This window comes from Pontibacter diazotrophicus (assembly GCF_003367245.1).
In the GTDB taxonomy this organism is placed as follows: domain Bacteria; phylum Bacteroidota; class Bacteroidia; order Cytophagales; family Hymenobacteraceae; genus Pontibacter; species Pontibacter diazotrophicus.
Window position 1 is genome coordinate 207,662 of record NZ_QRGR01000004.1, and the last position, 18,036, is coordinate 225,697.

At 41.2% G+C, this 18,036-nt stretch carries 16 protein-coding genes and 1 pseudogene; 9 read left to right on the top strand and 8 right to left on the bottom strand.

Annotated elements, in window-relative coordinates; genetic code table 11:
• Window positions 1-7: 7 nt before the first annotated feature.
• From DXT99_RS04360 to DXT99_RS04370, 3 genes are all read right to left on the bottom strand, one after another.
• Window positions 8-397 carry a hypothetical protein gene (locus DXT99_RS04360; RefSeq protein ID WP_115564301.1) on the bottom strand — a complete coding sequence of 130 codons (390 nt, stop codon included), beginning with the start codon at window positions 395-397 and terminating at the stop codon, window positions 8-10.
• Between the two features lie 29 nt (window positions 398-426).
• Window positions 427-1,545, bottom strand: a complete 1,119-nt coding sequence (locus tag DXT99_RS04365) for a glycosyltransferase (RefSeq protein WP_115564302.1) — start codon at window positions 1,543-1,545, stop codon at window positions 427-429.
• A gap of 176 nt (window positions 1,546-1,721) precedes the next feature.
• A complete protein-coding gene (locus DXT99_RS04370) occupies window positions 1,722-2,546 on the bottom strand; it encodes a glycosyltransferase (RefSeq protein ID WP_115564303.1) in 825 nt (274 codons plus the stop codon).
• 109 nt (window positions 2,547-2,655) lie between these two features.
• Here DXT99_RS04370 and DXT99_RS26805 point away from each other — a divergent pair, with 109 nt between their 5' ends.
• Window positions 2,656-2,781 (top strand): IS3 family transposase, encoded by a 126-nt coding sequence (locus DXT99_RS26805; protein WP_262511353.1) that lies wholly within the window; start codon window positions 2,656-2,658, stop codon window positions 2,779-2,781.
• A 67-nt stretch (window positions 2,782-2,848) separates the two neighbouring features.
• Here the strand turns inward: DXT99_RS26805 and DXT99_RS27930 are convergent.
• Together DXT99_RS27930 and DXT99_RS04380 are read right to left on the bottom strand one after the other, a co-directional pair.
• Window positions 2,849-3,001, bottom strand: a pseudogene (locus tag DXT99_RS27930) (transposase); the annotation flags it as partial.
• Between the two features lie 175 nt (window positions 3,002-3,176).
• The gene (locus DXT99_RS04380) at window positions 3,177-4,085 is read right to left on the bottom strand and encodes a Wzz/FepE/Etk N-terminal domain-containing protein (protein WP_115564305.1); all 909 of its coding nucleotides are present in this window, start codon (window positions 4,083-4,085) and stop codon (window positions 3,177-3,179) included.
• Between the two features lie 297 nt (window positions 4,086-4,382).
• Between DXT99_RS04380 and DXT99_RS04385 the strand changes: the two genes are divergently transcribed.
• The 5 genes from DXT99_RS04385 to DXT99_RS04405 all read left to right on the top strand — a co-directional run bounded on the left by DXT99_RS04385 (window position 4,383) and on the right by DXT99_RS04405 (window position 9,876).
• Window positions 4,383-5,255, top strand: a complete 873-nt coding sequence (locus DXT99_RS04385; RefSeq protein ID WP_181885026.1) for an FkbM family methyltransferase — start codon at window positions 4,383-4,385, stop codon at window positions 5,253-5,255.
• A 35-nt stretch (window positions 5,256-5,290) separates the two neighbouring features.
• Window positions 5,291-6,292 carry a glycosyltransferase family 2 protein gene (locus DXT99_RS04390; RefSeq protein ID WP_115564307.1) on the top strand — a complete coding sequence of 334 codons (1,002 nt, stop codon included), beginning with the start codon at window positions 5,291-5,293 and terminating at the stop codon, window positions 6,290-6,292.
• A gap of 216 nt (window positions 6,293-6,508) precedes the next feature.
• On the top strand, window positions 6,509-7,849 hold the full coding sequence (locus DXT99_RS04395) for a flippase (protein ID WP_115564308.1): 1,341 nt from the start codon (window positions 6,509-6,511) through the stop codon (window positions 7,847-7,849).
• Window positions 7,850-7,892: 43 nt separating this feature from the next.
• Window positions 7,893-8,750 carry a glycosyltransferase family 2 protein gene (locus tag DXT99_RS04400; protein ID WP_115564309.1) on the top strand — a complete coding sequence of 286 codons (858 nt, stop codon included), beginning with the start codon at window positions 7,893-7,895 and terminating at the stop codon, window positions 8,748-8,750.
• A gap of 121 nt (window positions 8,751-8,871) precedes the next feature.
• The gene (locus DXT99_RS04405) at window positions 8,872-9,876 is read left to right on the top strand and encodes a glycosyltransferase family 2 protein (RefSeq protein WP_115564310.1); all 1,005 of its coding nucleotides are present in this window, start codon (window positions 8,872-8,874) and stop codon (window positions 9,874-9,876) included.
• Window positions 9,877-9,921: 45 nt separating this feature from the next.
• On the opposite strand, the gene DXT99_RS04410 is transcribed toward DXT99_RS04405, so the two are convergent.
• From DXT99_RS04410 to DXT99_RS04420, 3 genes are read right to left on the bottom strand one after another with little or no spacing between them, the layout of a single operon-like run.
• Complete coding sequence (locus DXT99_RS04410) at window positions 9,922-11,208, bottom strand: O-antigen ligase family protein (protein ID WP_115564311.1); 1,287 nt, start codon at window positions 11,206-11,208, stop codon at window positions 9,922-9,924.
• Window positions 11,189-12,451 (bottom strand): O-antigen ligase family protein, encoded by a 1,263-nt coding sequence (locus tag DXT99_RS27690; protein WP_115564312.1) that lies wholly within the window; start codon window positions 12,449-12,451, stop codon window positions 11,189-11,191. The genes DXT99_RS04410 and DXT99_RS27690 overlap by 20 nt, the downstream gene beginning before the upstream one ends.
• A gap of 3 nt (window positions 12,452-12,454) precedes the next feature.
• Entirely contained in the window at window positions 12,455-13,534 is a 1,080-nt protein-coding gene (locus DXT99_RS04420; RefSeq protein ID WP_115564313.1) for a glycosyltransferase family 4 protein, read from the bottom strand.
• 444 nt (window positions 13,535-13,978) lie between these two features.
• On the opposite strand from DXT99_RS04420, the gene DXT99_RS04425 reads away from it, so the two are divergent.
• The 3 genes from DXT99_RS04425 to hisS all read left to right on the top strand — a co-directional run bounded on the left by DXT99_RS04425 (window position 13,979) and on the right by hisS (window position 18,033).
• Window positions 13,979-15,118 (top strand): glycosyltransferase family 4 protein, encoded by a 1,140-nt coding sequence (locus DXT99_RS04425; protein ID WP_115564314.1) that lies wholly within the window; start codon window positions 13,979-13,981, stop codon window positions 15,116-15,118.
• A gap of 39 nt (window positions 15,119-15,157) precedes the next feature.
• A complete protein-coding gene (locus DXT99_RS04430) occupies window positions 15,158-16,540 on the top strand; it encodes an undecaprenyl-phosphate glucose phosphotransferase (RefSeq protein ID WP_115564315.1) in 1,383 nt (460 codons plus the stop codon).
• A 98-nt stretch (window positions 16,541-16,638) separates the two neighbouring features.
• The gene (gene hisS / locus DXT99_RS04435; protein WP_115564456.1) at window positions 16,639-18,033 is read left to right on the top strand and encodes a histidine--tRNA ligase; all 1,395 of its coding nucleotides are present in this window, start codon (window positions 16,639-16,641) and stop codon (window positions 18,031-18,033) included.
• Window positions 18,034-18,036: the final 3 nt, after the last annotated feature.

Genomic DNA, 18,036 nt, shown 5'->3' on the forward strand with positions numbered 1-18,036 from the left:
CAGTAATTTATTTGCTATAACCTATGATTATATATTTTATAATCTTCTGCTTTAATGTACCCAGCATACTCCTGCTCTCATAAGTCCGCTTATACCACTCAACGTCCTGCTGAAGCCTATCAATATCATTAAGCAGTTTATTCACAAGTTGTCTGTTCCCATCTGCTATTCGGCGGCTCAAATCCAGGTCTACCATGAGTAGATTGATCTGATCGTTTTTTTCACCCAGCATACTATCTAAACTTCCTACCTTCTCTTCCAGCAATCGAATGGATGCCTGCTTCGCTTCAATTTCTTGCAACAGCTTCCTATGAAGAACTTCTAAAGATTTATGAATGCCTTCTAAGTAATGTTCAGAGGAAGAATTGTGATCTTGAAAAAGTAAAGTTTTTCTCATGGAGAACAATTAGTGATGAAAAGCTTGTTTTATGAAACGGCAGACAGGCTATCAGTTAAGCCGCGATTTCCCTGGTAAATCATTTTATAGCTGCTGAAATTCTGGTTCATGTCAAACTCAGCAGTGCATATATCATGGGAGTGCTGCCCCATGATATCCATCATATCCCGGTTATTGAAGTAGCTCAGGATTTTAATAATGGCTTCGGTTTGATTGGTAAATATGTCTCCGTTCACGCCTCTCTTAATTACATCTTTATTTCCCACACACTCACTCAGCAGCACTGGCTTCCTCAGTGCTAAAGCTTCAAGCACTCCAAAAGAAAGCCCTTCGAAAACGGAGGTAGATATATAAACATCTGCCTGGGCAACCAGTTCTTTGATTTGTACAGATGGCACCCAACCTGTAACTTTTATATTCTTCGCTGTCAGGCAAGGCTTTTCAACTCCGTCGCCAGCCCATATAAATTCAAACTGGTCAAATTCCTCAAAGTAGGAGGCAATAGTATTGAACAAAGAGGGGTTCTTTTGATTTTCTATTCTCCCAGTGGTAATAATACAAAATTTCCCGTTAGCAGCTTTAGGCTTTGACGGCTCTGAAGCAAATGCCATCGAAATGCCATTATTGACATACGTAGCCTTGATCCCACGCTTTTTATACTCCACTAATTCAGAAGCAGAGCAGCAAACAACCTCTCCTCCTATCCTGTTTCCAAAACGCTCCAGCTGCTGGTAAAAAAAATTATTAAGTGAGTTTCCTCCTGATAAAAACGGAGCTCCGTTTGGCGTATAAACAACCTTCTCTATTCCAGCCATCCGACAGGCTATTCTTCCTAAAAGACCGCTTTTAGAGGAATGTAAGTGCACCGCATCCACCAGGTTCTTGCGTTTTAGTCTTCTCAGAATTTTGTATAACTCATTCAGAGCCAAAAGATCTTTGAGAGGGTTGATAGAACGTTGCGCTGACTTCCACCTGATGAACCGGACATTCTTTTTCGGGAAAGAATGCTTCACTTCTTTGGCTGACATCACCTGATTCCGCTCTCCATGAATTACGATATGTAACTCATCTGGCATTGTCTCCGTAAGGGAGCGTACAAACACAGCAACTCCAGCAGCGAAGGGTTCTACAACATGTACAACTATCATAAGTTTGTATAATCAGAGCGAAATAGAAGAATAAGGTGTTTTCAGGCGTTTTATTCAGGCGCTAATGTAGCTATAATTTTCATTAAAAAAAGTGTTGCAGCTTTCAATATTTCTATATTGAATATTTAATTTTTTTAATTATAAATTACCTGAAATTAGTTCAATTTGCTTTACCGTTAATTCGCTCTCCTTTTTCGGTTCTTTAGCAGCAGTATAAGATAGTACGGCACTAACATCATAGCTCTTAACTTGGCCATACCCAGTAATTTAAGATGAGGTATGCTTCCAAATTCAGAAACCACATTATACCTTCCCTTCAACTGCTTTTTTCTGTTTTTGATAGAGATGCCTTTTACATTTATTTCACAAGTCACCAAAAAATCATCTAGTATAGCTGTTTTTGTTCTTTTTACCATACGCCAGAAGTAGGCATAATCTTCGACGTGCGGATAGTTGGTGGGGTAATAGCCCAGTGTTTTTATTAATTCAACGCGAAACATCACAGTAGGATGAATAAATACATTCCTGTAGTGCATTTCTCTTATTATTTTACTATGAGCAGTTGGCGTAGAATAGCCATATTGTAACGTTGCGTTTGGTGTCTGGAAAGTACACCAGGAGCCTATAAAACCAATTGCTGGATTGGCATTTAGAAAAGTCACTTGCTTATAGAACTTTTCCGGGTGGCAGATATCCGCACAATCTAATCGTGCAATATACCTGACACAAAGATTATCTTCAATCCATTTTAAGCCTGCATTCAAGGCAAGCGTAATGCCGCTGTTCTGCTCCAGATTAAGCACATGAATACTCGGAAAGTTAATATTAGAATTTCTTAATATATCTAATGTTACCGGCACCTCACTCCCATCATCCACAACCAGTACCAATAGCTTACCAGGGGGGTAACAAATACTTTGCAAAGTTCTAAATAAGCCAGGCAGGTTGTTATAGCATGGAATCAGTACACAAACATCCAGAGGCTCATAAGAATTGCTCACGCTAAAACAGTATAAATAATAGTTGCTGCAATTTTACTGCAAGCACTCCTAATTAAAAAGCTAAAGCTGCTGTTTTTATACAATGGTTTAAGTTTAACTATGTGTCAAAATGACTTACCACCACAAGTTTGCCACCAGGCAGGAGGCCCGACTGGCTGTATTTCACTACATCGAGAGTTTCTACAACCGGAAAAGGAGACACTCAGCGCTTGGGTACCTGACTCCTTGCCAATAGGAAAGCCTGTTGTACAGCCAGGCTGTGGCTGCCTGGAAAAAGTATCCAGTAAAACATAGCTATTCCAGACCGTCTGCCAGGGCGGAAGCTTTGAAGGCAATATGCGCCACTGAATGCCCCCTTTGCTCACATAGAAGATGGCATTGAGGATGCTGGGCAGCGGCCAGAGGCGCTTCCTACCGAGTATTTCATCTCCTATACCTTTTCTAAACATTGCCATTGGGTGTCGGTTAAATCACCTCGGTAAGCCATAAGTCAGCAAACTTTTCTTACCCAACAGCCGGCACCTGCTTTTTTATCCAGCTAAATCAAAACAGCCTCTAAGGCGGGACATCTTAAAAAAAGAAGCCGCTGTCTTTAATTAGACAGCGGCTTCTTTTTTTAAGATTTGACTTTTAGGCTATGCGGCGTTTATTAGATGACTCCATGATAAAAGCAACAAAAAAACCTGCTAGCAAACCTATTCCCCCTCCAACAACAAGAAACTTACTCAGTTTGGGCCCAGTTGGCCGGGAACGAGGAGTAAAGCTGTTTACCACCTGGACATTGTCAAGCTGCTCTAACTTAGCCTCCAGTTCAACTTGCTTTTGGTAAAGGCTCATACTCTCGCGGTACAGGTTTGTCGGGTCTATCGGTTCGCCGTAAACAAATCCATTTACAGGCCCTCTGGGTGTAACAACGGTATTCTTAACGCTATCTATGGATTCTACCTGACTTTTAAGTTTTGCTATAAGGCTTTCGATTTCCCTTTGCCTGATGCGTTTCTGCTTTGAAAAGTAGGGGTTGTTTTCAAGATAATTTGTTAATGCCGGCTCCATCTCCTCAAAAAGCATATTGTCGTACAATGATAGCTCAATTCTAAATGGAGAACCAGTCAAGATGCTGTCATCAGCTATTCTATCCTGATCTAAATTCGAGAACCGCATCTCTCTGATTTGTCTAGCCTCAACCTCACCAATATCTAGGCTTCTAGATACTGCGCTAGTATTGTTCTCCTTTATCAGGTCTGACAGGTTATTGAGCTGATTTTCGATAAACTCATTCCGGATATCTGCTAAAACAAGCGTGATGGAGGAAGTGTAATAAGGTGTCTTAGTTGAGTAAAACCAATAACTCAACCCAAGGCCAAGGGCGACGAATAGCAGAATCAAGACAATATGCTTCCATATGACATGGAACACATAGAATATTCCGCCCAGCACCCATTTCATTCCATAGCCGATCCTGTCCATAATCAAAGACAGATCAATTTCATCGCTACTGGCTCCTTTGTTTACGACTTCTATTTTTTTCTCTTTGTACATAATAAATCAACAAAGCGCAAATATACTAATAACTCTTTCATGTGTTAAATAATAAAACCCCCTTCTTCTTTAATGATGAATTAGAAGAACTCCTCCTCCACTGACTAATGAATATGCTGGTAATGCTGTTTGTAAATAAGAAAAAAATGTCCTCTTTTGTAGCGCTAACTTTCAGAAAATCCTTCTGAAGAAATTTATGTAATTAGATTATCTCTGGCAGATAACAATGCATACTTATACATAATTAACAAAGAAGTTACAGCCCCTATGCAATTAGTAAAAGCTATTTACAGAAATATGATTCCAGACAATATAAAGTGGAAGATTTGGAACATTAAAAATCGTAACACTGAGAATGGAATCCTAAAGCAAGAGATTTTAGATTATTATTCCCGCATACCAGAGGATAAGAAAGACGAGGAGATAAAGAAAGTGCTTGGCTTTATTCAAAAATATGAGCTAGTCACATTCCCTTACCCTTTCATTTATGATTATAAAATAGACTCGGTTAAGGTCTACAGAGACGATAAACTGGACTTGCCTTTTGTGATGTTACAAGACAAGAGGCTGTATTATAAGAGAAATTGGGATGAGCAGTCTATAAAAGAGAACTTTAACTTCCTCTCTATCGAACAAGACCCTAAATCACCTCACCGGTACCTGACAGATACTTTTAAAGTTAAGGAGGGCGCTGTTGTAATGGACATCGGGGCCGCAGAGGGTAATTTTGGTTTAAGTGTCATAGACAAAATCAGCAAGCTATACATTTTTGAGGCAGACCCGGACTGGAAGGAAGCTTTAGAGGCTACGTTTGCCCCCTGGAGCGCCAAAGTCCGGATCATAAACAAGTATGTGTCTGATACAAATGACGCCAACAGCGTCTCCATCGACGAGTTTTTGAAAGACAAACAAAAAGCTGACTTTTTGAAAATTGACGTAGAAGGTGCAGAATCTCGTATTCTGGCGGGGGCGCACCAACTTCTAACGGAAAAAAAGGGCCAGAATATAGCCATCTGCACCTATCATAAGCAGCATGATAGTGTTGAGCTGGCCGAGGTATTAAAGAGATACCAGTTTGATATCGCATACTCCCAAGGCTATATGTTCTTTTTAGAGGACAAGCAAAGTGCGCCATATGTAAGGAAAGGACTAATTAGAGCGCACAAGTAAATTGCTCCATTCCTAAAGCATAGCAACAGAAAAAGATGTTAGTCAGCGTAATCATCCCTACCTATAACCATGAAAAGTATTTACCACAACGGCTTGAGAGTGTCCTAAATCAAACTTTTCAAGATTTTGAGGTCATCATTTTAGATGATTGTTCCCCCGACAACAGCCGGAACATACTGGAACAATACCGTAATCACCTTAAAGTCAGTCATATAGTTTATAATGAGGTGAACAGTGGCTCTACTTTCAAACAGTGGAACAAAGGGATTCAACTGGCAAAAGGAGAATGGATTTGGATTGCAGAAAGTGATGACAAGGCAGATCTTCGTTTGCTTGCAACATTAGTAAGTGCTATCCAAAATGCTCCCAAAACCGGTATCGCCTACTGCCAGTCATACAGGATGAATGACAAAGGTGAAGTAACAGGCGACTGGCTTGACTGGACGGATGACCTGGATAGTGAGCTTTTCAGGAAAGATTTTAGCATGAGCGGCGTCAGGTACATCGAAAAGTACCTTATCCACAAGAATACCATTCCCAATGCAAGTGCAGTTCTGTTTAAAAAGGAGCACTACCAATCTGTGGGAGGAGCAGACGAAAGCATCAGGAACTGCAGCGATTGGGAGCTTTGGTTGAGGATACTACTGATCGGTGACCTGCTGCATATAGCTGAGCCTCTTAACTATTTCAGGTACCATAATCAAAGTGTAATAGCCAGGGCAATCAGCGAAAAGGAGAAGAATGTGTACTTAGAGCGGTATGACAGAAAAATGCGTCTTCGATTCCAGGAAAACGTCACCAAGGCTTTCAGAGAACTAGCAGCTTACGACAAAATACTCCGCCAAAACAGCGACTATATCCTGGAAGAAAACATTTATGAGGCATTAACTGCAATCAGGGACAGGAACTTTAGCGGTGGTTATAGCAAGCTCAAAAGTCTCTTTAAGGCAGATGTTGCCAGCACCGCAAAAATATTGACAAGCGTGATTCTTAAAGAATCCATCTTCAAAGAGAAAAAAGAGCCTTCAGTTAGTTAATAACGGTTGGAAAAGTCCTGCTCCTAATTCTTCTGTATTAACAGCAAAAAATTGATGCCTTAAGTACTGAGCGCTAAGCACAACACAAGAGCTTATTAGCTGTTACGCCTGCAGAGAGACTGTTGCAGCTCGTCTTTCATTGGCCAAGGGCAATTTAATTTATATATTTGATGTTAATACGTATAGGTCTGTACAACAGAAGAAATAAAACGTTAGTTGAAAAAAATAAAACAAAGGCTATCTAACATCAGCAATTTTGTTGATGATGAATACAGACCTCTTCTGGCGAACTTCCTCTCTTTAGGGATCATACAGGGATCAAACTTTCTGCTGTCCATCATTACATTCCCTTATGTGGTAAGAGTTATCGGTGTAGAAAGCTTCGGCCTCATCACCTTACTTCAGACCATCATGCTGTATTTCGTAGTTCTGACTGACTACGGATTTAACCTGACGGCTACAAAAGAGGTGTCTGTCCATAGAAATGATGTAGACAGACTGTCAAAAATATTTTCGGAGGTAATGGTAACGAAAGCAGTGTTACTTGTTCTATCCTTCATCTTATTCGCTTCTGCACTTTTACTCATCCCTAATTTTGAAGACTATCAGCTGATAGCGCTGTTAAGCTTTTCCATTGTTGTGGGGCAGTTGCTACAACCGCAATGGCTTTTTCAGGGGGTTGAGCAAATGAAATACATGACCTATATCAACATTACGATTAGGGCTTTGTATGCCATTGGCATTTTCACCTTCATCAGCCAGGCACAGGACTACCTTTACATCAACCTCATAAATGGCATCAGCTTGATCATAGGAGGAGTCATCAGCCTAATCATTGTGTTCAAAAAGTTTAACCTTAAATTCACCATTCCCGGAATAAACCAGATCATACAGCAGCTTAAAGACAGCTGGAGTATCTTTTTTTCAACGATCAGTGTTTCAATAGCCAATAATACCAACATCGTTATACTAGGACTGTTTGCCAGTCCTCTTGTCATTGGGTATTATAGCATTGCTGAGAAAGTTTTCCAGATCATGCGAACCTTTGCGGTTATTTTATATCAGGTTGTTTATCCCCGAATATGTATGCTGGCAGAAAGATCATTCTCTGAGCTGGCAATTTTCCTTAAGCTGATCTTTAAAGCTATACTTTTGACTTTCCTGCCTCTTTCTGTGCTGGTCTTTATTCTGTCTGACTATATTGTTTACTTAGTTGCAGGAGAGTACTTAAGTGAAGCATCTTTGGTTTTAAGAATTATATGCTTTGGCCCCTTAATGGCAGCTCTTAACATTCCCCCTGCTCAAACCATGCTGGCCTACAGACTAACTAAAAGCTTCACTATCATCGTTAGCATCGGAGCCGCAGTGAATGTGGGTTTAAACTTTATACTGGCCTATTATTTCAAAGCCACCGGAACAGCCTTTAGTATTCTGGCAACAGAGACTTTGATTACAATACTACTGTATATTACTTTGTACAGGAATTTTCCTGAGTATTGTTTTTTTCATAAAGATGTTGCGGCGAAGAAAATTCCTCAAGCAGACCTTATAAAATAGAGCAGCATACAGGCTTCAGTTCTACTACAAAAACAGATTAGAAATGGTAACAAATGTAGCCGGCGTTATAGTCTTATATAACCCCCAGCCAGATGTAATTGAAAACATAAAAACGTACAGCCATAGTGTAAAAAAGCTTTTTGCAGTAGATAACTCAGAGAAAATTGCAGAAGACACAATAAGGAAGATTCAGTCCGAGTTTGCTAACCTGGAATACATACCGCTCCATCAAAACAAGGGAATTGCTACAGCCTTGAATGTAGGAGCAACAAAAGCCTGCGAAGAAAACTTTGAATGGCTCCTTACTATGGACCAGGACAGCAAAGCTAGCAAAGGAATGGTGCAGGAGCTGTTGAAGACAACAGAAACAATTGACAAGGATAAGATAGGTATAATTGCACCAAGATATATCTTAGATTCCACACAACAGGAAGCCCACGACGGCATAGAAGAAACAGATATTACTATCACTTCTGGTAACCTGCTTAACCTAAAGGCTTTTGCCATAGCAGGGCCTTTCCGGGATGAGTTGTTTATTGACTATGTGGACCATGAGTATTGCCTCCGCCTATGGCAAAAGGGATATAAGGTGCTGATTAATAATAACGTTGAAATCTTTCATCAGATAGGCACTTCCAGCTTTCATACATTCTTTGGAATGAAGCTAGGCAGCACAAACCACAACTATATCAGAAGATACTATATCACAAGAAACCGCTTAGAGATATTAAACCAATTTAAAAAAGACTTTCCTGCCTACTATCATTCCCAGAAGTTTCATAACCTGAGAGAAATAGGCAAAGTGATTCTTTTTGAAGCCGACAAACTACGGAAAATCAAAAGTTTCATCAAAGGCTACATGGACTATAAAAGAAAGAAATTCGGGAAGTATAAATCTTAATGGCACCATTAAGTAATACTTTCTTTGGCTACTAAACTTGAAAGTCTGCACTTTTGCTCCTGTACTCAATAATAAACTGCCGAAGCATATAACACTTCTATAGAGAATTTAGAAAAACCTTATGGTTTACATCATTCTGCTGAATTACATTAACTGGAAGGACACAATAGAATGTCTTGAAAGCGTTCTTAAGCTTGATTATCCAGCATTCAGGATAATCCTCATAGATAACGCTTCTTCTAATGACTCTCTTTACCACATCCATGACTGGGCATACGGAAAAGGTGATCAGCAGCTGGCACCTAACCCACAGCTTGGGCATTTAGTATACCCTCTGATCCAAAAACCCTTAGCGTACAGGCACCTGAGCAAAACTGAAGCTTTGTCTGTTCCAGAAATAACGGACCCCTTGCCACCGCTTATCACCATACAGGCAGGTGACAACAGAGGGTTTGCGGCAGGTAACAACATAGGCATCTCCTACGCCCTGAAGCAAAGCGAATGCGATTACATTTGGCTACTGAACAACGATACCCTGGTGGAAAGAGATGCCCTGACACAACTAGTAAAGCATCATCAGCTTTCTACCGGGAATTTAGGTATTTTAGGTTCAAAGCTTCTATACTATCACGAACCAGGCTTAATTCAGGCTATTGCCGGAAAATACAACAAATGGCTTTGCACCACCCATCATATAGGTGGAGACATAACAGATAAAGGGCAGTTTGATCCTCCCTATATACCCGAAGCAGACTATATTGTTGGAGCCTCCATGTTTGTAAGCAGAGCCTTTGTAGAAGACGTCGGATTAATGAGGGAAGACTATTTCCTGTATTTCGAGGAACTTGACTGGACTTTCAGAGGCAAACAGAAAGGCTGGAGCATTGGTGTTTGCACCACCAGCAAGGTCTATCATAAAGAAGGGGCCAGCATCAATGCAAAAGAGAAAAAAAGCGAGTTAGCAGACTTTTATTCTCTCCGGAACCGTCTGGTTTTTACAAAACGCTTCTTCCCTGTCGCTTTACCACTTATTTATCTAAGTTTCCTTGGCGTGGCATTGAACCGATTAAAGAGAGGCCAATTCAGAAGACTGGGGATGATTTTGAAGATTATTTTCAGTACCTGATAACTTCACCATAAAAGAATCTACTCCTAACTGAATACAAGCAATTCAGGCAATGCTGACTACTTCTGGCTGCTGCTTTTGGTTTCTCAGGTAATGGAAAGCAAAAACTGAATTGAAGAGCGCATAGAACACCACCCCTTTTTGTCTACCCAATGTTGATTCAGTAAAGCTGCATAGCATAAAGATGGTCAGGAACAGCGTATATAGCCACTTCTTGTACTTTATACTGAGCACAAACGGAAACACGAGGGAAGCTATAAATAACAATGCCCCAGGTAAGCCATGCCTAGCCATTTCCTCCAGAAACTCATTATGGGCATTTAAGAGGTATTGGTCGCCCCAGAAGCTTTCTTCAGTGTAACAAACCTGCAGGTGGTCTTGCACATCCCCTGTTCCCACTCCATACATCCAGGCTTTCTGGTCTTCCAAAATCTTAAAAGAGCACCGCCACTTGATGAGCCTGGGGGTAAAAGGACTGTGTACTCCCCTTAAGCTTTCGAACTCAGCAATTTTATTCTTTGTGTTAGGAAGGCTTAAAACTATCAAGCCAATTACAGCACATACAAGAGCAGCTCCTACAATATACTTCAGCTTTTTATAAATTATAACCTTATAAATGATGGTTGCAAAGAGCAGAAGAAAGGAAGTAAAAACAGCAGTCCGGGCTGCCAGAATAACCAAGAAAGAATACAAAAGCACCGAAACGATAAAAAAGGGAATCCTATACTTCCTACTCCAGGTAGACTCTTTTGAAAAAGCCATATATAGAGCTGCTGCAACTGCAAACACCATGTACATACCGCTATAAGCATGGTGAAAGCCGATAACGTTATCGATATACTCCGTTAACCCGGAATCAAAATTCAGCAAATCATAATTTATGAAAAGCACAGACAGGGCATAAATGCTGAGTACTGTACATGCTAAAATAAAGGCGGTTACGATATAATGTACATGCTTTAGCTGTAACTTTTCTAACCCTGCCAGAACAAACGGCAAAATAAACAGAGCTGCTTTGCGTTCTATTTTACCCAAGCCTTCCTTCATATCAGAGGTATAGAACAAGCCAATGACCTGAATGAGGAATACGGCCAGAAACAGCAGACATAACTTATTTGTAAATGCAGCTTTAAACTTTTCTTTGTAGTGGCCAGACAATATCCAGGTCAGCACCAGGAGCCCAATCGCTATGTTGTTGATACCGATAGAGAAAGGCAGTGTCAGCGCTATAAGGATTAGGCTGAGCAATTGCACCCTGTACCATATAGAATAACGACTACTGTTTATCATCTTACCGAAACCTGACAGCATATTATAGCGGGTCTTGTACATCTCCTGCCGGTATCATGGCTTCCTGTCTTTTCTGATAATTCACGTAGACAAAATACAGCCCCAATACTATCACAAAAGGCAGCGCATTGGAGGGTGTTGTGATCCGATGTTCTGTAAAACTCATGATAGAAAGATTAAAAAACGATATGAGTAAGAAGTCTCTGGTTACAGGATGATAATTGTTGTTTTGCAAATATCTGTAAACGGACATCCAGAAGGTAAGAAATAGTAAAAGGCCGATGATTCCCTGCTCTCCTAAAAAATGCAGGAAAGAATGATGGGCATGGGAATCATTATAAACCTTGTCCTCTTGCTTGTTTGTTGTCACAATAAAAGGGATGACATCCTTGTAAACAAAAGGCACGTCATTTAATGACCCGAACCCTGTGCCAACAAACGGAGAATGCAGAAAACTATCTACTGCGCGTGGCCAGGTTTCATATATCCGGATATAAACATTGTTGAGTTTTGTTGAAACAGACCCGAATTTCTGATTGGCAAAGATGTCGTAATTCTCATATATACTATTACCGGGCCCATTCTGTATATGCTTCTTATAATCCGGGTAAGTATTAAATAGTATTAGCCCCTGCACAACGGTCATCGAAACAAACAGGAGCGAAATGAGGTAGCTTTTTCTCATTCTAAAAAATAACAGGCACATTATTCCCAACCCTAGCCCAAGCATAGATCCTCTTGAATAAGTAGAGTACAGGAAAAGCACGTTTATAACCAGAAGAAGCAGGTTTGTATACGTCCTTCTTTCAAGGAAGAAAAGAAATGCCAACGAAGTAACAAGGCTGAAAAACCCTCCGGCTCCATTCGTAGATAAGAACAAGCCGAAGAAGGCAAGATCAGGACGAAACAAATAAGGGATGTAAACTATTATATTTACAGCTGTTGAGAATAAAAGGAAGTACTTCAAAATTCTTTTTATATCCAGATTAAAACTAAAGAAGGGCAGTACCAACAAAGGGAGGTAAGAGATAAAAAAGTTACCATCATACCTGTAAAAGCCAAACTGCAGAAAGGATTCTGGATGATAAAGAAGCGTACTGATTACGGTAAAAATAGTAAAAAGAAGCAACCAGAAGACCGGCCGCGGCACATACTGCTTGTTTACATAAACCAACGGTAAAAGTAAAGCAGCAATTAAAGTAGGCAATGGACTAATATAGACTAAATTCGTCATAGTCCCGAACAGGCCCAGAATCGTTGCTGCAATTAATATCCTTTTGAGCATTATCTACTCCCTGTTTTTTTCGATTATACCCACTATTTTTTTAGCAGATTCTTCCCAGGAAAATGCCAGACTTCTGTTATACCCTTTCATGATCAAAGACTTCCTCATGCGTTCATTCCCTAACAGCGTCTTTATGGCCTCCGCAATCTCTTCTGTGTTGGCAGGATCAACGTAGTAGCTAGCATCACCACACACTTCTGGCAAGCTTGTAGTCTTGGATACCACGGTGGCACAACCACAACGCATGGCTTCCAGGGGAGGAATGCCAAAGCCTTCGAACATAGAAGGATAAACAAAAAGCCTTGCATGGTAATAAGTGCTTTTGAGCTCTTCGTCAGACAAATATCCGGCTAAAACAACAGATGGATTCCCCTGAAGTAATTGATGTAACGCAGTATCATTGAATATCTTAGACCCTGCTCCCACAATCACCAACTTCGTATCGGCTAAGCGGCACAATTCATAGGCTTGTATCAACCTCTTCAGATTCTTCCTGGGATCCAGAGAGCCTACAGCTAAGATGTAGTTCCCATATTTGTTTTGCAGCACATCTGCCGGACTGAAAAAGTCCTCAGAAACGGCATTATATATCACATCTACGTTAGATTCAGCAATACCCAATAGTTCCACAATCGTTCTTCTAGAGTAGTTGCTAACAGTAAGTACTCTTTTAGAGCTTTTAGCTATAAGGGGAATGGTATACCTATAAAACGTTGAGAATGCTTGAGAAAACCACTTTGGGTTAATCAAAAAGGATAGATCATGAATACAAACAATCTTGTTCTGATACCATATGGGACCTGTATTACACAAGTTAATTAAAAGAGGCTGGCCAGTTGCGTTCAAAAAAAAGGGCAGTTCAATCTGCTCCCACAGGTGGCCTGCCAACCTCCCGTATTCCTCTACATGAAGAATCTCAGCGATATCTTTATGTAATATGTTTTTGGGTGCTATAAATTTTGCTTCCGGGAGAAACTGCTTTAACCGCAGGCAAATTTCAACAGCAAAGCGTTGTACACCTGATATAGGTTGTGTCAGAAATCGGGCATTTACTACAACAGGTGGCTTATCGCCTAAAAGCATATCAAAGTATATTAGTGCTTATATTTGATCGCAAAAATAGAAATTAATCTACAACAACTGAGTGAATATTTATCAAGCAAATCAAATTGAGATCAGTCATTGTAAAGAACATCATGTACAGCTACTTTCAGCCTGTTAGTGCATAATAGGTGATTCTGATCAGAAGAGGAGGCTCTATAGATAATTCCGGCAATTATTTTACACATATTTGATATTAAAACTCCTTCATGATTCATTTTAGTATCTCTTAAAATTTTTTACTCTTTATACCATATATTTGCAGGATTATCCTTAAACCTGAATTCTATAAACAGCAAGTTCTTGAGGTTCCAAAACGTTTTACTGGAAAATACACTAACGCCGCTGACCTAAAGGGAAATCCCAAATTCAGTAGCTGTTACAGCCCCAGACTATAATTGCTTCAGAATAAATTGATTATTATCAATGATAGAAAATCTTAGAATTGCGATAGTACATGAGTGGTTTGTAGATTACTCTGGTTCAGAGCGGGTTGTGGAGCAACTGCTTCATATCTTTCCTGATGCTGATCTCTTTTCTGTGATTGAGTTTATGCCTGAGCACCTGAAGCAGCATATTCACCATAAAAAAGTTACCACTACCTTCATTCAAAAGCTGCCCTTCGCTAAGAAACATTATAGAAATTACCTGGCATTGATGCCGCTGGCAATTGAGCAGCTAGATATTTCAGCCTATGATATTATTCTAACTAGCAGCCATGCTGTAGCCAAAGGGGTACTGACTCATGCCAATCAACTACATATTTGCTACTGCCACTCTCCTATCCGCTACGCATGGGATCTTTATCATCAATACCTGAAAGAGTCCGGGCTCTCGAAAGGCTTCAAGGGTTTTGTTGCCAAGATAATATTGCATTATATAAGAAACTGGGATTACACTACTGCAAACAGGGTTGACTATTTTATAGCGAACTCCGCTTACATAGGTAGAAGAATCCTGAAAGTATATAACAAAAAAGCCACAGTTATTTACCCTCCGGTAAATGTGGAGAGTTTTTCCTTTGCGCCACATAAAGAAGAATTTTATCTTACGGCGTCCAGACTAGTCCCCTATAAAAAAATTGACCTTATAGTAGAAGCTTTTAGCCAATTACCCCATAAAAAACTCATTGTTATTGGGGAGGGGCCGGATCTAAAGAAGATTAAGTCTAAAGCAACAAGCAATATCACGCTGCTTGGTTACCAGTCGTTCGATGTACTGAACAGCCACCTGCAGCGGGCAAAAGCTTTTGTTTTCGCGGCAGAAGAAGACTTCGGCATTGCACCCGTTGAAGCACAGGCTTGTGGAACGCCAGTTATTGCCTACGGTAAAGGCGGTGTTTGTGAAACGGTGATAGATGGCAAAACAGGTATTCTCTATAAAGAGCAAACAGTTTCCTCTCTTATAGAGGCAATTCATAGATTTGAAGCCGTGTCAGAGGCTTTTAATCCGATAGAAATTAGAGAGAATGCAGCAAGGTTCAGCAATAAAACTTTCCATGAAGCAATCATCTCCTTTGTTGAAAGCAAGCTTACAACCAAACTTGCAGTTGAGGATGTTGCTTAATGACACTACATTTTCTGATATTTGTGCTCAAATAGCCTTATGCCTGGTTTATATAATAAATACATAAAACTAACGCACTCCTTAGGTGACTTAGCAGCACTTTCTATCTCTAATGTGGCTGCTTATGTTGCAGTAAATGGAGCTACAAGCGGCTTCTTGTCTGCAGGGCATCATATGTTCCTGCTCTATTCGGTATTAGCCTGGATAATATGCAACCTCCTTTTAGGAACCTATAAATATTACAAAGTTGGTCGCAGGCTGTGGGTTATTTTTGATGTCTTCAAAGTTTTTCTACTCTATGTCCTGCTCATAGAAGCGACACTCAATATCATTGATCATTTAGCTTTTCCAAGATCTTATCTTCTCTTTCATTACCTTTTCCTAAGCTTGATAGTACTAAGCTGGAGGATAGCAGTTACTTATATTATTAGATTCCTGCGCAGGAGAGGCTACAATTCCAGAAAGGTCATCATTGTAGGGTATAGTAAAACAGGTAAAGAGCTTAGAGACTTCTTTTACAACCACCCGGAATATGGATACAGGTTCGAAGGCTTTTTTGATGATAACGCTACAGGAGAACGACAGGTTATCGGAAGAATAGAAGACGTGGAAAGGTATGTTCTGAAACATGAAGTCAACGAGGTATATTGCGCTGCATTTGCATTGAAGAAGGAGCAAATTGTTTCTCTTATGCAATTTTCTGATAACAACCTGGTGCGCATGAAGTTTTTACCTGAACCAGGTAGTTTCAGCTACCAAAAGCTCAAGATAGATTTTAGTGATTTGCTACCCATTCTGGTAGCTCGTTCAATTCCGCTGGACGATGCCATCAATAAACTTTTGAAGCGTACCTTTGATATCGCTTTCTCTCTTTTTGTTATCATTTTCTTACTGTCATGGCTTTTGCCTATACTGGCTATCATTATAAAGCTGGACTCCAAAGGCCCTGTTTTCTTCGGCCAGGTGCGCTCTGGCATCAATAATAAAACTTTCTTGTGCTGGAAGCTACGGTCCATGTATATTAACACAGAGGCAAACTCCCAACTCGCACGCCGTGGAGATTCGAGAATTACACCTGTAGGTGCCTTTCTGAGGAAAACGAGCCTGGATGAGCTTCCTCAGTTCTTTAATGTCCTGATGGGGCAGATGTCTATTGTAGGTCCCCGGCCACATATGCTAAAGGCAGATCAGGAATACGCGCTTATTGCTGAAAAATATATGGTGCGTCATTTTATCAAGCCTGGTGTAACGGGGCTGTCGCAAGTAAGAGGATACCGTGGCGATACGACCGCTGACTATCAGGTGCGTGGCCGTGTGAAACTGGACATCTTCTACCTCGAGAACTGGACCTTCCTTTTGGATATAAAAATCATCTTTTACACCATCTATAATGCCATCAGAGGCGATAAGGCTGCTTTCTAGTACTGCTGTTGCTTACTTGGTGCAATACCACCTTTCCGCTAATTAACTCCCACCTTTCGGCAGCTTTTAGTAACTTGCGCCTGCAAACCTGCATGAGCATGAGTAAAGAGAAACCATCTATACCGAAAGGAACCCGCGATTTTGGCCCGGCTGTTGTGGTCAAGAGAAACTATATCTTTGGCGTTATCAAACGCACCTTCGAAAAGTTCGGCTACCTGCCCCTGGAAACACCAGCCATGGAGCAGCTGTCGGTACTGACAGGCAAGTACGGCGATGAGGGTGACCAGTTAATTTTCAAGGTACTGAACTCAGGGGATTTTCTGGCCAAGACAAAGCAAGCCGATATAGACGAAGGGCATAAGCAACTGACGCGTAAGATATCTGAAAAAGCGCTCCGCTACGACCTGACAGTACCCTTTGCGCGCTACGTGGTGATGAACCGCAACGACATCACCTTTCCTTTCAAGCGTTACCAGATACAGCCAGTTTGGCGGGCCGATCGTCCTCAAAAAGGCCGCTACCGTGAATTTTACCAATGCGATGCCGATGTAGTAGGCACAAACTCCCTGCTTTGCGAAGCTGAGATTGTGCAGATGATCAACGAGGTGCTAACAACGCTGGGGCTGACCGACTTCACGATTAAAATAAACCACAGGGGCATACTGGCCGGCATAGCGGAGGCGATAGGTGAAAAAGGACGTGAGGGCGACATTTGTGTTGCCATCGATAAACTCGATAAAATCGGGCAGGAAGGTGTACGCAAAGAGTTGCTGGAGCGAGGCATATCAGAAGAGGCTGTTACAAAGCTGGAGCCGCTTTATTCACTGGAAGGAAGTAACGAGGCTGTTTTAGACCAACTGCATACTCTACTCGGCGACACAGCCGAAGGACAGCGGGGCCTGAAAGACCTGCACGACGTATGGAATTATCTCAGCAGGCTGAATAGTGAGGCACTCAATGCTCAGAACGAATCCGGAAACCCGCGCCTGCTGCTGGATGTAACGCTGGCAAGGGGCCTCTCCTACTACACCGGCTGCATTTTTGAGGTGAAGGTAAACAATGTGAGCATGGGCAGCATCAGCGGTGGTGGCCGCTATGATAACCTTACTGGTATGTTCGGCTTACCGGACGTATCAGGTGTCGGCTTCTCCTTTGGTGTAGATCGTATTTATGATGTCATCGAAGAACTGCAACTGTTCCCGGACAGCAGCCAGGTGGGCACGAAGGCGCTCATCGTGCAGTTCGACAAGGAGTCAGAGATTTATGCTTTGCCGGTGCTGCAAAAGCTGCGCGATGCTGGCATTGCCTCAGAACTTTACCCTGAACCAGCCAAACTGAAGAAGCAAATGGGCTATGCCGACCAGAAAAGTATTCCGTACGTTATCCTGATTGGCTCAGAAGAGATGGCAAGCGGCAAGCTAAAGCTGCGCAATATGGTGCTGGGTGAACAGCAGGATTTGACGATTGATGACATTATCAGCCAACTGAAATAAACG

Coding starts and splice junctions, on each gene's coding strand:
- DXT99_RS04360 (WP_115564301.1), bottom strand. CDS start 397: ATGAGAAAAACTTTACTTTTTCAAGATCACAATTCTTCCTCTGAACAT.
- DXT99_RS04365 (WP_115564302.1), bottom strand. CDS start 1,545: ATGATAGTTGTACATGTTGTAGAACCCTTCGCTGCTGGAGTTGCTGTG.
- DXT99_RS26805 (WP_262511353.1), top strand. CDS start 2,656: ATGACTTACCACCACAAGTTTGCCACCAGGCAGGAGGCCCGACTGGCT.
- DXT99_RS04380 (WP_115564305.1), bottom strand. CDS start 4,085: ATGTACAAAGAGAAAAAAATAGAAGTCGTAAACAAAGGAGCCAGTAGC.
- DXT99_RS04385 (WP_181885026.1), top strand. CDS start 4,383: ATGATTCCAGACAATATAAAGTGGAAGATTTGGAACATTAAAAATCGT.
- DXT99_RS04390 (WP_115564307.1), top strand. CDS start 5,291: ATGTTAGTCAGCGTAATCATCCCTACCTATAACCATGAAAAGTATTTA.
- DXT99_RS04400 (WP_115564309.1), top strand. CDS start 7,893: ATGGTAACAAATGTAGCCGGCGTTATAGTCTTATATAACCCCCAGCCA.
- DXT99_RS04405 (WP_115564310.1), top strand. CDS start 8,872: ATGGTTTACATCATTCTGCTGAATTACATTAACTGGAAGGACACAATA.
- DXT99_RS04410 (WP_115564311.1), bottom strand. CDS start 11,208: ATGTACAAGACCCGCTATAATATGCTGTCAGGTTTCGGTAAGATGATA.
- DXT99_RS27690 (WP_115564312.1), bottom strand. CDS start 12,451: ATGCTCAAAAGGATATTAATTGCAGCAACGATTCTGGGCCTGTTCGGG.
- DXT99_RS04420 (WP_115564313.1), bottom strand. CDS start 13,534: ATGCTTTTAGGCGATAAGCCACCTGTTGTAGTAAATGCCCGATTTCTG.
- DXT99_RS04425 (WP_115564314.1), top strand. CDS start 13,979: ATGATAGAAAATCTTAGAATTGCGATAGTACATGAGTGGTTTGTAGAT.
- DXT99_RS04430 (WP_115564315.1), top strand. CDS start 15,158: ATGCCTGGTTTATATAATAAATACATAAAACTAACGCACTCCTTAGGT.
- hisS (WP_115564456.1), top strand. CDS start 16,639: ATGAGTAAAGAGAAACCATCTATACCGAAAGGAACCCGCGATTTTGGC.